Raw genomic sequence first — 14,935 nt, forward strand, 5'->3', positions numbered from 1 at the left:
TCGCACAGCTAAGGCATCATTCTGTCAAATGTCAATGACCTTGACATTTGATGGCAGCCTATCTTAACGTGGCTTCAATGGGAGGAATTCATGAGCGAACAGCCAGTGTTTCGCATTGAGGGCGTGCGCAAATCCTTTGGGCCGGTGACGGTGCTGCAAGGTGTGGATCTCGACCTCAAAGCAGGCGCAGTAACGGTATTGATGGGGGCCAATGGCGCCGGAAAATCGACGCTCGTGCGCATCCTCTCCGGCGTCTATACGCGCGGCGCCGGCACCATGACGCTGGCGGATGCAGCCTTTGACCCGGCAACCCCCGCGGAAGCGATCCGGGCTGGCGTGGTCACGGTGCACCAGAATATCAATGACGGTGTCGTCGCCGATCTCAATGTTGCGACCAATCTCACGCTCGACCGGTTGAACGGGCACGGAGCGCGGCTGTTTTTCAATCCGCACCGGGTGCATCGCGAAGCGGCAGCGGTCGCCTCGCGCATGGGCCTTGCCATCGACCTTTCGGCCAGCATCAATGACCTGACGCTTGCGGACCGCCAGATGGTGGCGATTGCGCGCGCCATGGCGCATGAGCCGAAAGTGCTGATCCTCGACGAACCGACATCGTCGCTTTCCAGTGCCGAGGCGGATCGTCTGTTCGACCTCGTTGATCGGTTGCGGGCGCGAGGCGTCGCCATTCTCTACATCTCGCACCGCATGTCGGATATCCGCCGCCTTGCCGACAGCATCGTGTCACTGCGCGATGGCCGCATTACCGGGCGTTTCGAGGGACCGGAACTTGATTACGAGGGTGCGGTCAACGCCATGCTGGGACGCAAGGTGTCTGCGGGTGCCGTCACCGTGCGCAATGCCGGTCGCCCGGTCTTCAGCGTGCGGGGTCTCAAGCTTTCCGAGCAGGCGCGGCCCTTCGATTTTGATCTCGGCGATGGCGAGATCGTTGCCGTCACGGGCCTGGTCGGTGTCGGCAAGACGGCGCTTGCCGAAACGCTGTTTGGCGCGCGGACCCCGAAATCGGGCAAAATGACCCTGGACGGTGTGAATTATGCACCAAAGACGACGGGGCAGGCGATCGCCAGAGGCGTTTTCCTTGTCGCCAAGGATCGTTCGATTAGCGGCATCGTGCCGGACTTCAATATCTATGAGAATATCAGCCTGCCGTTCCTGCGCCGGCTTTCGACTTTCGGTATTGCCAATCGCCGGGCAGAGAAAGCCGCCGCCCGCCAGCAGATTTCGTCGCTCGGTGTCGTTTGCCGCAGCGAGCGTGATGAAATGCAGACCTTGTCGGGCGGAAACCAGCAGAAGGTTATGGTCGGCCGCTGGCTTTCGGAGCCGTCGCGGCTGCTCATCCTGGACGAGCCCTTCCAGGGCGTCGATATTGCTGCGCGTCGCGACATAGGCGGGAAGCTGCGTGCTTCTGCAGCAGGGCGCACCACAATTCTTTTCCTGACGGAACTCGATGAAGCCTTCGAAGTTGCCGACCGCATCCTCGTAATGTCGGAACACACCATCGTGGGTGAGCACCGCAATGTCGACATCGATGTCGAGCGGCTGCTCTGCGAGATTGCCGGACAATCCCATCAACAGGTCAGTGCATGATGATAAGTGAAGAGAGCAAATCCACCGCCACCGGCGCAGTTCCGCTTGCGGCCCTCAATATCCGGGAAGCCGCAATCAAATATGGCTTCCTCGCGCTGCTTGCGGGCATGGTGCTCTATTTCTCGGCCGTGACCGGCGGCTTCGCTTCACCGCAGAGCGCTGTCTTCATCCTGCAATCCGTGTCCATCACGGGTATTCTGGCACTGGGCGTCACGGCGACGCTCGTTGTGGGCGGTTTCGATCTTTCCATCGGCTCCGTTGCCACCACGGCGATGATGGCCTCGTCCTATGTGATGGTGGTCATGGGCGGTGATGCTCTGACGGCAACGCTCGTCTGTCTGGCTGTCGGCGTGATTGTCGGCCTGATCAACGGGATCATCATCGTCTATATGCGTGTTCCCGATCTTCTGGCGACGCTTGGAATGATGTTCCTGCTGCTCGGCCTGCAACGCATCCCGACCGAGGGGCGCTCCATCGCAACAGGTATGACGCTTCCCGATGGCACCACTGCAACCGGCACTTTCAGCCCCGCCTTTCTGGCGCTCGGTCGCCACCGCTTTGATTTCATCCTGCCCAATCTGGTGCCGGTTTCGGTGGTGGTGCTGATCTTGCTGGCCATCCTTATCTGGTTTTTCCTGGAATATACCCGCTTCGGCCGCATGATGTATGCTGTCGGCTCCAACGAGCGTGCGGCAAGCCTCGCAGGCGCGCCGGTCAATGCCTACAAGATCTCGGCCTATATCATTTCGGGCGTCTTCGCCTCTATCGGCGGCATCCTGCTTGCCGCCCGCCTCGGGCGCGGTGATATAGCCTCGGGCAACAATCTGCTTCTCGATGCCGTTGCCGCTGCCCTCATTGGTTTCGCAGTGCTCGGCGCCGCCAAGCCGAATGCGTTCGGCACAGCCGTTGGCGCTCTGTTCGTCGGCATTCTCTTGCAGGGCCTGACGATGATGAATGCGCCTTACTACACTCAGGATTTCGTCAAGGGAGCGGTACTCGTCATCGCCTTGATCTTCACCTTTGCGCTCTCGAAAAGAGGCAAACGCTGAGGCGGGAACCTTCAGCGGGCTACCAATATTGATCAGTGGAGGAGACTGACATGAATTTCACGCGTAGAACCCTGGGCAAGCTGACGCTCGGGCTGATGGCTGCGGCAGCATTTGCCGCGCCATCCCTTGCGGCTGATATGCCGAAACCCTTCGACAAGCCCGGTGACGTTAAGATCGCGCTCGTGCGCTATCTGTCGACCGGCGACTTCTTCCAGTCCTACCTTGCAGGCGTTGAAGCACAGGCCAAGGCGCTGGGCGTTCAGCTTCAGGTGTTCGACAGCCGCCAGGATGCGGCCCTGCAAGCCGATATGGTCGATCAGGCCATTGCACTTGGTGTCCAGGGCATCATCATCCAGCACGGCCTGACGGAATCCATGAAGGAAGCCGCAAAGCGCGCGGTCGATGCGGGCATCAAGGTGGTCGCTTTCGACGTAAATGTCGAGAATGAGAAGATTCCGCAAGTCGAGCAGTCCGATCATGATCTCGCTCGCCTGGCACTCGAGCAGGCGATCAAGGATAATGGCGAGAGCTTCAAGGCGGGCTATGTCTATGTCGCCGGCATCGCGCCGCTCGACCGCCGCGACGAGAAATGGAAAGAGTTCAAGGCGAAATATCCCGGTATCAAGGAAGCGGCCCAGTTTGGTACGATGGATAATCCCATCGCCAATTCGGTCGCCAATCAGGCGCGCTCGGTGATCTCCGCCAACCCCGACATCACTGTGATGTTTGCGCCCTATGATGAATTCGCCAAAGGCGTGAAGATTGCGGTCGACGAAGCCGGCATGTCCTCCGACGTGAAAATTTACTCGGCCGATATCTCGACCTCCGACATCGCCGCCATGCGTGAATCCGGTTCTGCATGGGTTGCGACCGCAGCGACCAATCCGGCTGTGGTCGGCCAGGTTTCCGTGCGCTCGCTCGCTATGCTGCTGGCCGGTGAAGATCCGGGCAAGCAGGTCATCGTGCCGCCGACCCTGATTACGCAGAAAGACCTCAACGATCAGGACATCAAGAACATGGAAGAGCTTGGCACGAAGCTGCCGCAGTTCGCCCATGCCGATGTCGCCATGCCCGCATGGATGCCGAAGCCCTGAATTCAGGCATGGTCGAATGAAGAAGGGGCGGTCCATCGGGCCGCCCCTTTCCGCAGCTCTGGAAGGCTGGGGACGTTGTCGTCCCCAGCCCGGAAGATCAGCGCATTGCTGCTGCGATATTGCCACCATCGACGGTGGTTACGTCCGCTGTCGTGCGTTCTGCAAGCGCATGATGCACAAAGGCTCGCGCGACGTCTTCAGCTGTCACTTCAAGGCCGAGCAAATTGCCGCCCATATAGTCTTTCACGGAGAGGCCGCGAGCCGCAGCCCGATTGGCAATCATCTCGTCGTTCAGCAGGCCGGAACGTATACGATCCGCATTGACCGCATTGACGCGGATATTGTCGGCACCGTGTTCCAGCGCATACTGGCGCGACAGAAAGAGCGTTGCCGCCTTGGGCAGGCCGTAGGCACCGAAACTCGCTCCCGGATTGACCGCCTGCTTGGACGCATTGAACAGCAGCACACCGCCGGTTTTCTGCGCCTTCATAATGCGCACGGCATTTTGCGCGACGGTCTGATGCGCGAAGAAATTGAGCTCGAAACTCTTGCGCAGCAGGGCGTCGTCCATCGTGGCGATAGGGCTTTCCCAGGCCGCGCCGGCATTCGATACCACAATATCGACGCCACCAAATGTTGCGACTGCCTGGTCGAAGGCGGCGCGTACGGAGGCGGGATCAGTGATATCGCAGGCAATGCCGATGGAGTTGTTTCCTGCGGCCTTGGCAATGGCTGCAGCCTTCTCGCCGTCGAGATCGAGCGCAATGACATGGGCCCCTTCGGCAGCAAAGGCCCTGACGACCGCAGCCCCGATGGCACCCGCGCCGCCGGTGACGACAGCGACGTGCCCGGTGAAGGGCTTCGGCTTGGCACCTGCAAGCTTCGCCTGCTCCAGCGACCAGTATTCAAGATCGAAGAGATCGGGGCGGCTGACCGGCTCAAAGCGCCCAATGGACTCGGCATCGCGCACGGCTTCGATCCACATCTCGCCGACATCGGCGGCGATGGTCGCATCCTTGAAGGTTCGTCCATGGCCAAACATGCCAAGGCCGGGCACCAGCGTCAGGCGCGGCATGGGATCGAGCATGGTGCGCTTTACGTCGTCACGGGCATCATTGCTGGCGAAATATTCGGTGTAATCGGCGACAAAGGCTGCAACGTGCTGGTCGATCACCGTGCGATAGCCCGCCAGATCATCCGTAGCCGGCGCGGGCAACACCATCGGGCCGGTCTTTATGCGGATCGAAAGATCGGGTGTCGAGACACCGCGCGCCGCCATGTCCGCGACCTCGCGAGCATTGACGAAATCGAGAATAGCAGGAGACGTGCGAAATACGCTGACCATCCGGTCATAGCGGCCTTCTCCCTTGTCGACGGCAACGGCGCCTCGCAACATGGAAGCAATATCGCCGGGCCTTGCCAGCGAAGCGGGCAAGGCCGCAGGCGTGAACGGGTTACGACCGTTGTTTCTGACGTGATCCTCTGCAACCGTGACATAGTGGATCATCCGGTCATAGGCTTCTTTCGCGGTATCGCCGAAGGTGAAAATCCCGTGTTTGTCGAGGATCAGCCCTTCAACTGTCGGGTCCTGTTCAAACACTTCGGCGGCGGCCCTGGCGAGAGCGAAACCGGGCATGATATAGGGCACAAAGCCCATTTTCCTGCCGAAGAGTTCCGTACTCATCTTACGGCTCTCTGCCTGATCTGCAACGGCGAGAATAGCCGTCGAATGCGTGTGGTCAATGAATTTGTGCGGGAGGAAGGCGTGCAGTAGAGCCTCTACCGAGGGGTTGGGAGCGGCGGGATCGATGAGATTGGCGCGCAGCAGCGTCACCATGTCTTCGTCCGAAAGCTTGTCGAGCTTGCGACTTTTGAGGAGCGCGTCGATTTTCACTGCGGGCAGCCCCGCAGGTTCGATAGTGCCCATATCCCAACCGCTGCCTTTGACGCAGAGCACCGCATGGGTGTCGCCGACGAGGTCCGTCACCTCGGTTTTTACTGACGTGTTGCCGCCGCCATGCAGCACCAGCCGCGGTTCGCCGCCAAGAAGCCGCGTTGTATAGGTGCGCAGCGCCAGATCACGGTTGACGCCTTTCGCGGCGTATTCGGCAACGACCTTTTCCGCTTCGTCATCGCGCCAGAGATTTTCCATGGTATTCAGCCTCCCGATAAACCGGCCCGGCCGGCAGCGGCGGACCCCACTTTCCTGATTCAAGCCTTGCTTGAACCACCCTTGCCAAGCCCATCCTTGCTCCACCGATCCACAATCCGGCGCGCCATGGAGGCCGTAATGACGAGATGCGAAGCAAAGCCGCCCTTCAAAGCCGCCACCAGCGGCTCGAACTTGTTGTCTTCCTGCACGACGAGCATGCGTTTCTTGATGGAGCGAATGGAATCGAGATCGGCGGAAATGCAGCGCCTGTTGTGATTGCAATCCAGCCACTGGCCATCACGGTCAATGAGCTGTCCGGCAATGACCCCGGCAGCGCCCTTTTGGCCCATGGCATGCATGTCGGCGGCTGAAAGCGCGCCGCATTTGACGAGATGGCTGTCATCCTCGATACCGCCAACGGAATAGAGCGCCAGATTACAGTCCGGGATCGTGGCGAGCTGTTCCTTGATAACGGGCTCGCCGCGCAGTTCGTCGGCAAGACGCTCGGACGAAAGCACGAGCGGCGCATAGAAGTTGATGCCTTCCGCATTGAGGCGGCGGGCGATTTCCGTCGTGCACTGGTCCGGCCGGTAGGAATAAGGTGCACCGAGATTGCCGCAAAGCTGCACAACGGTAACGCCGCTCAAATCTGCAAAGGGCATTACATCGGCAATATGATATACGGTGCGGCCCCAGGCGACGCCAACCCGGTCGCCCTTGTTGAGGAGTTCAAGGAAAACAGAAGCGGCGACGACCGGCATTTCGGCAGCCGGGTCCATTGCCTGGCGGTCTTCCGGCACCAGCCAGGCAGTCGTCAGGCCCGTTGCATCTTCCAGTTCGCGTGCCAGCACATCGTCTGAAAACAGTTCCGAAGAGGTCGAGATTGTGACGATGCCCATCTCGCGGGCCTTGCGCAGATACATCGCAATCGAGGCACGGGAAATTTCGAGTCGCTGGGCTACTTCGTCCTGGCGCAGGCCGTGGGTATAATAGAGCCAAGCGGCCTTGTGGATGATCTGGTCATTCGGTCGGACGGGCATGGATGTCCTTTCAGTAGCTGGACTGACATTAGTCATCTATGCTGACAAAAGTCAACGTTCAGATATTTGATCCCGACATTTGATGGTGCCTTATTTTTATTGGAATGGAGGGAAGCGCTATGGGACCAATCAGAAAACGGTCGCCAAATGGAAGAGCCGAACCATCGGGGAAGTCACCGTCGAGCGCTTTCGCTACGGCGATCATGCCCAAAGGAAAAAGCATCCAAAGCATGTCGCATTTTATCCTAATCATACGACACGCTTTAAGTTTTTGTTTTCATGCATGTCTTTACCCCATCGGAGTGGTTTTGCGTAGGATAATGCGACGAAACAAATAGTTAGAGCGGTTCCAGCGATTCCGCTTTAACCGGAACCGCTCTAGAACAGCAGGGTGGGCATATCCCTCTTGGTTATGCCCGGATAGGGTGTTAGTCGGAATCCGTGAAACTATCACGCATGGCACGCAAAATGATGATTGCGGAAGCAGCGCCGGGATCGACATGCCCAAGCGAACGTTCTCCCAAGCGCGTGGCGCGCCCCCGCGTCGCGATCATGGACCGCGTTGAATCCGCCCCCGTTTCAGCGGCTTCAATGATTGCGTTCCACATCTCCGGACTGCTCAGGGCATGCGTCCGCGCATCGATCGCCACCTCCATCGCCGGTATCCAGGCATCCAGCATGGTCTTGTCGCCGCGTTGTCCCTTTCCACGATCCTGAATGCCTCTGGTCATCGCCTCGACGAGGACGGCTTGCCCTTCGACATCAAGTGATTCACGAGCTTTCAATGCCTTGGAAGCGTGACGGAACGCTGTTGCGTAAAGAGGTCCGGTCGACGCACCCACGGCGTCAAGGAAAGCGGCTGCAGCTATAGCGAAAATCTCTGAAGGCAGTATCTGCTCCAGATCGACTTTGGCAAGCGCGCTGTTCACAGCCGAAAAGCCCAACACCATGGTGATGCCATGATCCGCGTCACCGATTGCGCCGTCGAGATCGGAAAGTCGTTCTTTTTCCTCCTTCATCGAAAAGGCAATGAGCTGAAACATTCGGCTTAGACGACGCGGTGCAGTTTCCTGCATTTTTACCTCCCAGATAATCTGGAATTCATGAGACCGCCCGAGGCGGCATTAATCAGTTGACCCGAAGAAAAGCCGTATCGCAAGGGTGCGACAAGAGGTCGGACAATTCCTGATCGAGGTGCATGACGGATATGGATGCTCCGTTCATGTCCAGCGATGTACAGTAATGGCCGATCCAGTTAGCCTCGATTGTTATTTGCTTGGCGCTCAGGCGTTGCTCGACGCGCCTGAACAGGATGTAGAGTTCCATCAGGGGCGTTGAACCGAATGAATTTACGAGTACCGCCACCCGGTCACCGGGCGATGCGTTCATCTCACTGAAAATCCGGTCCATGATGTGATCGACGATCGCGTCCGCAGGCATCATTTTTTCCCGGATGACACCGCGTTCGCCGTGGATACCCATGCCGATTTCCATTTCTTCAGCCCCGATTTCGAAATTGTGGCGCCGGGTCTGGGGCAGCGAACAGGGTTCCAGCGCAACGCCCATCGTAAAGGTGCGCCGATTGGCCTTGCGTGTCACCGCTTCGCATGCCTCAAGCGACATGCCGCGATCGCAGGCTGCGCCAGCCGCCTTGAAAATGAAGAAGTTGCCAGCGACCCCGCGGCGGCCGTCGCGATCCTCTATGGGGGAAGAAGATATGTCGTCCGTCGTCAGGACGGTACGAGTGGGAATGTCGGCTTCCTGTGCCATTTCAGCCGCCATCTCGAAATTCATGACGTCCCCGACATAATTTCCGTAAACAAAGAGAACGCCTTCTCCGCCGGAAGCGGCCTTGGCGCATTCAAGTATGGGAGCAGGAGGAGGCGAGGAAAAGACATTGCCGATGGCCACGGCATCGGCAAGTCCCTTGCCGATATAGCCCAGAAAACAGGGTTCATGCCCCGACCCGCCACCGATCACCAATCCCACTTTCCCCGCGCGGGGGCCATTGCGTGCAACGAGCGCGCGTTTCGATCCGTTGATCGGAGCAAGATAGGATCGGTGCGCTTTGGCGGCACCATCCAGCATTTCCTCGACGACATCGTCTGGGCTGTTCAGAAATTTCTTGATATGCGTGCGATAATGGCTGGGGGCATTGGCTGCCGGTTCCGCACGCAGTTTCTGGGAAAGCTTGCTGTCGATTTCCGTCACACCGTCCGCGTTGAGAATACCGCGTCCTGTCGCGGCATCGGTAATCAGGACATTGATATAACCGCCGCGCAAGGCGGCGAGGATTGCCGGTACCTTGTCGAAGCCGCCCGCAACGGCGATGCGCATGTCGATGTTCCGCAGCCTGTCGAGCGTGATGCCGATTGTCCTGTCGTCAAGCGGACCGGACACGGACTGTCCATAAGAATCGAGGAAACGCCCGGCTACGACACCGACGGCATTCTTGGCCAGATAATCCTGTATCGAGACATTCTCAAAAAAGCCGCTGGTATGGATTGTCGAATTCGGTCTTAACGAAGAAATACCAAACAGCGCCTTGTTGGCGTTATTCAGCGCCTGAAACTGCTCCACGATAATCGGTTCCCCGATAATCGCTGTCTTCACATCCGGGCTGGATACGATGGCCGGTGCCGTGATGTTGACGAGGTGCGCATTCGTCGCCCGCGCCATGGCCGCCGCACACAGTTCGGGCGTGTAAGCGAAACTGGCGCGCGTCCCGCCGGTTGCCTGTACCACGGTCACGTCCTGCAAATTGGATATCCGGGTATTTTCGGCGATGGCGAGGACTGTTCGTCCCCAGGCAACGGCGAGCGTATCTCCCGATTTCAAAAGCTTGGCGATTGCTTGTGCCGCCGCCGTTCCGAGCCGGTCGATCAGCGTCTGCGCGCCGTCGTCATTGGGTACGACCAGACAGTCGCTCAACCCGAAATGCCGTTTGAGTTCCTGGGCGATCGCGAGAGAACCGAGGCGTGCGGGTTCGATCGAGATATTGACGATGCCGCGGCTGCGGGCATCTGCCAGATAGCTGTTCACGGTCGCCCGCGAAATTCCCATGATTTCGGCGATTTCGCCCTGCGTGCGTCCGTCTTCGTAATAAAGCCAGCACGCCCAGACATAAGGATCGTCACCATAGCGCAGCGGAATGCCGTTAGCTGGTTCCACCTGCCTGATTTTGCTTGCGGTTGTTTTTCCGTTTGACGTCATCTTGTCTGCACTGATCCCCGTGTTTCTTCCTTCTATCTGCCGGGTTGCCTTGCAATACAATATTTTTGTTCGCGGTCTGTCGAAGAACGATCGGCCCGGCTTGGTGACGGCGCACCGGGCCTGCCTGAATGGCGATGCCGGTTACTGCAATCGTGCCCGCGCGCCGTCGGAAAGTTCCTTGAGAATAATGGCGCATGATGTCGCTCCGGCATCCAGAACACCCAGCGATCTTTCGCCAAGACGGCTGGCACGGCCGATCTTTGCCACCAGATCAATCGTGGAATCGCGGCCTTTCTCAGCGGCTGCAACCAGCGCTTCGAGTGCCTCGGCAAAGGTCTTTCCGGCAGCTGTGGCTTCGTCGAAGGCATCGACAGCGGGAACGAGCGTGTCCAGCAGGGTTTTGTCACCGACTTTGGCAGAGCCAATGGACTGAATGCCTTCCAGTCCTGCGTGAAGCATGCGGCTGAACGCAGCCGCATCGATATTGTCTATCCCGTCAATTTTCTCGGCGAATTCGGTGAACATCACGCCATAAAGCGGTCCCATCGAGCCGCCGATCTCGGTCATGAGCACGGTGCCAAGCGTATCGAGCGAAGCTGCCAGAGTCTCGTTCTTTCCCTTCAGGCGCTCGGCGGCCATGTTGAACCCCTTGGCCATGTTGACGCCGTGATCGCCGTCGCCGATTTTCCCGTCGATTTCGCTGAGATAGGCGCGGTTCTCGACAATCCGGTCGGCCATTGCGAGCACAATGTCCCCGGCTTTTGCATTATTGAGTGTTTGCACAGGTCTGGTCCTTTACAGAATGGTGGTGCACCGCACTTCGACGTCGAGCAATTCCTTCAACTCGCTGTCCAGCGCCATGACCGTCAGCGTTGCCCCGACCATTTCGAGTGACGTGAAGTAATTGCCGATATAAGTGCGATGGATCGTCAATCCGCGTGCCCGAATTTCGGATTCGATCGTATCGTTGAGGATATAGAGCTCGTTGAGCGGCGTTGCGCCAAGCCCCGAAACAAGGACGGCGACTTCGGTCCCTTCCGCCAGCCCATGATCGTCGAGCACGATCTGGCACATATCCTTTGCCACCTCGGACGCTGTCTTGAGCGGCTCCACCCGCACGCCCGGCTCGCCGTGATGGCCGATACCGACTTCCATCGTTCCTGGCGCGATTTCGAAATTCGGATGGCCCACCGCAGGCAGCGTGCAAGGTCCCAGCCCAACGCCGATCGAACGGCAATTGTCGATGGCCTTCTGCGCCGTTGCGCGAACGTCCTGAAGCGTGGCTCCGGTCGCCGCTTTTGCGCCGCCAACCTTCCACATGAATATCTCGCCGGCAACACCGCGCCGCTTCTCGCGTTCATCGGCAGGAGCTGAACAGACATCGTCATTTGCAACAACTGTCACAACGTCGATCCCGTCCTTGGCTGCCAGCTTGGTCGCGATCTTCACATTCATGTTGTCACCGGCATAGTTGCCATAGAGGACAACCACGCCCTTGCCGCCATTTGCTTCGCGTATGGCGTCATGAAAACTCTTGGCGGTTGGCGAGGAAAACAGTTCACCGACGGCCACCGCGTCGAGCATGTTCTTGCCGGTATAGCCGATGAAGGCCGGTTCATGGCCGGACCCGCCGCCTGTAACAACACCCACCTTGCCGGCAACGGGGGCGTTTTTCGCCACGATGACGCGCGGGTTTTCCGCAACCCGGACGATGTCGGAATGAGCTTTGACAAAGCCCTTCACGGTATCCTCGACGACTTCGTCCGGATTGTTGATGAAGCGCTGCATGATATCTCCTGTAAGATGAATGAGCGCTGGGCTCAAAGAATGGTATAGCCGCCATCGATCAGAAGATCGGCGCCTGTAATCATGTCGGCTCCCGCAGATGCGAGGAACACGGCCGCAGCGGCGATCTCTTCCGGATAGGCGAAACGCCCGGCCGGAATGCGCTTCTTTGCGGCTTCGCCCTTTTCGCCGGCCCAGGCCTTCTTGCCGAGTTCCGTGAGCACGATGGTCGGGGAAAGCGTGTTGACGCAAATGCCATGCTTGCCCCATTCGGCTGCGAACGTCTTCGACATGCCAATGACGCCGAACTTGGACGCGCAATAGGCGACGTGTTCTTCAATAGCCACGGTTCCGGCCTGCGAGGCGAGATTGATGATCTTGCCGCCCTTGCCCGCCGCGATCATGGCACGGCCCACGGCCTGTGTGACCAGAAAGCTTCCCGTGAGGTTGATGGCGATTGTCTTGTCCCAGTCATTGACCGAAATTTCTTCCGCAGGCGCCAGATAGACGACACCGGCGCTGTTGACTGCGATATCGATCGTACCGAACTGATCTTGGACCGCCGCGATTGCGTCATTGACCGACTGCTGGCTGGACACATCGCAAACGAACGGTTTGGCATTTTCGCCGAGTTCCTCGGCCTTGGCTTTGGCAATGTCGGCGCTGATGTCGAGCACGGCGACTTTGGCGCCTTTGGCGATGAAAGCCTTGGAAATTGCGGCACCGATGCCGGAAGCGCCTCCAGTCACGATGGCGACTTTTCCGGAGAGCGGGAAGTTCAGGTCAATTTGGGGAGCTTGTTCGGACATTTTTGCCTCGGGTGTCTGGATTGTGAACCCGGCGGCCCGACACACCATGATGATCTTCATCAAAGGTGGCGGGCCGCCAGGGCGACTTTATTTGCGGCTTTCCAGGAGCTTGTCGACATTCTGAGCGGTCACGGGCGTCCAGGGAACATTGTAGTTCTTGTCCTTGCCATCATTGAACGGCATATCCGGATATTGGGCCCAGATATCGGACTGTGGCTTGTAGTCGCCTTTCCTGGCGTGGAAGATCGCAAGATCGAGGGCGCCCTGCGCCTGCGCATTGGCATCTTGCAGAATGGAGGTCATCGTCCCTTCCTTGACGGCATGAAGCGCATCGGTAATGCCATCGATACCGGCAATTGCAAAATCACCAACCTTGAGGTTGGCCGCCTTGATCGCTTCGATCGCACCAAGCGCCATCTCGTCGTTCTGGCCGATCACGCCATTGATCTGGCCGGGATGCGCCGTCAGCCAGTTTTCCATCAGGGTCTGGGCTTCCGCGCGAGACCAGTTCGCGGTCTGGTCTTCGAGAACCTTCACGTCCGGGCATTCGGCCAGGGCCTTCTTGTTGCCTTCCAGGCGGGAGATCTGCGCGGACTGACCGATGGGACCTTCGAGGATGACGACATTGCCCTTACAACCGATCTTGTCGAGCACTGCCTTGGCTTCCATATAGCCTGAAACCGTATCGTCGGAGCCGACATAGGCCGCGAGCAGATCGGAATTGACGCGGGTGTTCGAGCCCACAACCGGGATGCCGGCATCGCTGGCGGCCTGAACCGCAGTCGCCCCTGCCTCGATGTCGATGGGAACGAAGATGATCGCATCGAATTTCTGCGTGATCATCGTGTTGAACTGTTCCTGCTGAACCAGCGCGTCATAACGTCCGTCGAAGACGGTCAGTTCAATCTCGCCATTCTTGACTGCCGGGTGCTTCTTCAGGGCTTCGGACCAGACCTGCATGAACTCGGCGTTCAATCCGTAAGGTGCCGCCCCGATCTTCAGTTTCTTGTCCTGGGCGAGCGACGGGGTAGCGATCAGTGCGGACGCCGCAGCGAGCGCGATCAATAGTTTTTTCATTGCAATCTCCTCCGTGTTGATTTGGCTACCGATAGGTAGGCCATTTCTGAAAATTGGGGTGGGGGCGGCTAGGCGCCCTGGTTACGTTTCTGATCGAGCATGACCGCGCCTACGATGAGTGCTCCCTTCAAAACCTGCTGGTAGTAGGATTGGATGCCCATCAGATCGAGACCGTTGTTCATGACGCCGATGATGAGCGCGCCGATGAGCGTTCCGGTGATGCGCCCGACGCCGCCGGACAGGCTGGTGCCGCCAATGACGACGGCTGCGATAGCGTCGAGTTCGTAGCTGATACCCGCTTGCGGGAGGGCAGAGCCGGTGCGGGCAGACAGGATCATACCTGCAAGACCCGCCAGACCGCCGGAGATGACATAGACCGAGAAACGCACCCGTGAGATATTGATGCCCGAGGTATTCGCAGCATGGGGATTGCCGCCGACAGCATAGATATAGCGCCCGAACCGCGAGCGGTTCAGAACCCACCACGATACCAGGAACACGATTGCGAGCAGGATGACTGGAACCGGAACACCCAGAATGTTGCCGGTTCCGATCCAGCGGAAATCCGGAACAAGAGCGGGCACCGGCTTGCCGCCGCCATAGATGAGCGTCAGTCCGCGCGCGGCGGAAAGCATGCCCAGCGTCGCCACGAAGGCTGGAACCGCAAAGCGCGAGACAATCGTGCCGACCAGCGCGCCGCAACCAATGCCCACGAGCAGGCCGACGGGAATGGCTATGAATGGCGTGTATGGGGCGCCAGCGATGCCAGCTGTCGCTGATGTGGTTGCAAAGCTGGCGCTGACGATGCCCGCCAATGCGACCACAGAGCCAACGGAAAGATCAATGCCGCGCGTCAGAATGACGAAGGTCATGCCGATGGCGAGAATGCCGTTGATCGAGGTCTGCAACAGGACGTTGGAAATATTGCCTGCTGTCAGAAAGTATTCGTTGGAGAACGAGAGGATCGTGGCCAAAAGCAGGAAGGCGATGAATATGCCGTACTCCTGGATGACCAGTTTGTGGCGTTCGGAGCTAAACCAGCTCGGCGATGAATTGTTTTTGGTGGTGGACACTGTTCTACCTCTCCAGAACCGGCCGCAACTGCTGTCAC

General features: G+C 58.7%; 12 protein-coding genes. 3 read left to right on the forward strand and 9 right to left on the reverse strand.

Features of this window, described 5'->3' with window-relative positions; genetic code table 11:
• Nucleotides 1-90 precede the first annotated feature (90 nt).
• From AVM02_RS11410 to AVM02_RS11420, 3 genes are read left to right on the forward strand one after another with little or no spacing between them, the layout of a single operon-like run.
• Complete coding sequence (locus AVM02_RS11410) at nt 91-1,605, forward strand: sugar ABC transporter ATP-binding protein (RefSeq protein ID WP_411507084.1); 1,515 nt, start codon at nt 91-93, stop codon at nt 1,603-1,605.
• A complete protein-coding gene (locus tag AVM02_RS11415; RefSeq protein ID WP_411507127.1) occupies nt 1,605-2,654 on the forward strand; it encodes an ABC transporter permease in 1,050 nt (349 codons plus the stop codon). The genes AVM02_RS11410 and AVM02_RS11415 overlap by 1 nt, the downstream gene beginning before the upstream one ends.
• Before the next feature lie 50 nt (nt 2,655-2,704).
• Entirely contained in the window at nt 2,705-3,748 is a 1,044-nt protein-coding gene (locus tag AVM02_RS11420; RefSeq protein WP_411507085.1) for a substrate-binding domain-containing protein, read from the forward strand.
• A 97-nt stretch (nt 3,749-3,845) separates the two neighbouring features.
• Here the strand turns inward: AVM02_RS11420 and AVM02_RS11425 are convergent, their stop codons facing one another.
• From AVM02_RS11425 to AVM02_RS11465, 9 genes are all read right to left on the reverse strand, one after another.
• The gene (locus tag AVM02_RS11425) at nt 3,846-5,900 is read right to left on the reverse strand and encodes a bifunctional aldolase/short-chain dehydrogenase (protein WP_411507086.1); all 2,055 of its coding nucleotides are present in this window, start codon (nt 5,898-5,900) and stop codon (nt 3,846-3,848) included.
• A gap of 59 nt (nt 5,901-5,959) precedes the next feature.
• The gene (locus AVM02_RS11430) at nt 5,960-6,940 is read right to left on the reverse strand and encodes a sugar-binding transcriptional regulator (RefSeq protein ID WP_411507087.1); all 981 of its coding nucleotides are present in this window, start codon (nt 6,938-6,940) and stop codon (nt 5,960-5,962) included.
• A 428-nt stretch (nt 6,941-7,368) separates the two neighbouring features.
• Nucleotides 7,369-8,016: a dihydroxyacetone kinase subunit DhaL gene (gene dhaL / locus AVM02_RS11435; protein WP_411507088.1), complete on the reverse strand. Its 648-nt coding sequence runs from the start codon at nt 8,014-8,016 to the stop codon at nt 7,369-7,371.
• A 52-nt stretch (nt 8,017-8,068) separates the two neighbouring features.
• Nucleotides 8,069-10,153, reverse strand: a complete 2,085-nt coding sequence (locus AVM02_RS11440; protein ID WP_411507089.1) for a bifunctional sugar-binding transcriptional regulator/dihydroxyacetone kinase subunit DhaK — start codon at nt 10,151-10,153, stop codon at nt 8,069-8,071.
• A 141-nt stretch (nt 10,154-10,294) separates the two neighbouring features.
• Entirely contained in the window at nt 10,295-10,936 is a 642-nt protein-coding gene (dhaL, locus tag AVM02_RS11445; protein WP_411507090.1) for a dihydroxyacetone kinase subunit DhaL, read from the reverse strand.
• A 12-nt stretch (nt 10,937-10,948) separates the two neighbouring features.
• Nucleotides 10,949-11,941, reverse strand: a complete 993-nt coding sequence (locus AVM02_RS11450) for a dihydroxyacetone kinase subunit DhaK (RefSeq protein WP_411507091.1) — start codon at nt 11,939-11,941, stop codon at nt 10,949-10,951.
• Nucleotides 11,942-11,973: 32 nt separating this feature from the next.
• Nucleotides 11,974-12,747 (reverse strand): SDR family oxidoreductase, encoded by a 774-nt coding sequence (locus AVM02_RS11455; protein WP_411507092.1) that lies wholly within the window; start codon nt 12,745-12,747, stop codon nt 11,974-11,976.
• An 87-nt stretch (nt 12,748-12,834) separates the two neighbouring features.
• Nucleotides 12,835-13,824: a substrate-binding domain-containing protein gene (locus tag AVM02_RS11460; protein ID WP_411507093.1), complete on the reverse strand. Its 990-nt coding sequence runs from the start codon at nt 13,822-13,824 to the stop codon at nt 12,835-12,837.
• 68 nt (nt 13,825-13,892) lie between these two features.
• A complete protein-coding gene (locus AVM02_RS11465; protein ID WP_411507094.1) occupies nt 13,893-14,897 on the reverse strand; it encodes an ABC transporter permease in 1,005 nt (334 codons plus the stop codon).
• Between the last annotated feature and the right edge of the window lie 38 nt (nt 14,898-14,935).

The organism is Brucella anthropi (genome assembly GCF_046630315.1).
GTDB classification, from domain to species: Bacteria; Pseudomonadota; Alphaproteobacteria; order Rhizobiales; family Rhizobiaceae; genus Brucella; species Brucella anthropi_A.

Bases quoted from the DNA above. Each gene is read 5' to 3' on its own strand.
- AVM02_RS11415 (WP_411507127.1), top strand. From the start codon at position 1,605: ATGATAAGTGAAGAGAGCAAATCCACCGCCACCGGCGCAGTTCCGCTT.
- AVM02_RS11420 (WP_411507085.1), top strand. From the start codon at position 2,705: ATGAATTTCACGCGTAGAACCCTGGGCAAGCTGACGCTCGGGCTGATG.
- AVM02_RS11460 (WP_411507093.1), bottom strand. From the start codon at position 13,824: ATGAAAAAACTATTGATCGCGCTCGCTGCGGCGTCCGCACTGATCGCT.
- AVM02_RS11440 (WP_411507089.1), bottom strand. From the start codon at position 10,153: ATGACGTCAAACGGAAAAACAACCGCAAGCAAAATCAGGCAGGTGGAA.
- AVM02_RS11410 (WP_411507084.1), top strand. From the start codon at position 91: ATGAGCGAACAGCCAGTGTTTCGCATTGAGGGCGTGCGCAAATCCTTT.
- AVM02_RS11425 (WP_411507086.1), bottom strand. From the start codon at position 5,900: ATGGAAAATCTCTGGCGCGATGACGAAGCGGAAAAGGTCGTTGCCGAA.
- AVM02_RS11450 (WP_411507091.1), bottom strand. From the start codon at position 11,941: ATGCAGCGCTTCATCAACAATCCGGACGAAGTCGTCGAGGATACCGTG.
- dhaL (WP_411507088.1), bottom strand. From the start codon at position 8,016: ATGCAGGAAACTGCACCGCGTCGTCTAAGCCGAATGTTTCAGCTCATT.
- AVM02_RS11430 (WP_411507087.1), bottom strand. From the start codon at position 6,940: ATGCCCGTCCGACCGAATGACCAGATCATCCACAAGGCCGCTTGGCTC.
- AVM02_RS11455 (WP_411507092.1), bottom strand. From the start codon at position 12,747: ATGTCCGAACAAGCTCCCCAAATTGACCTGAACTTCCCGCTCTCCGGA.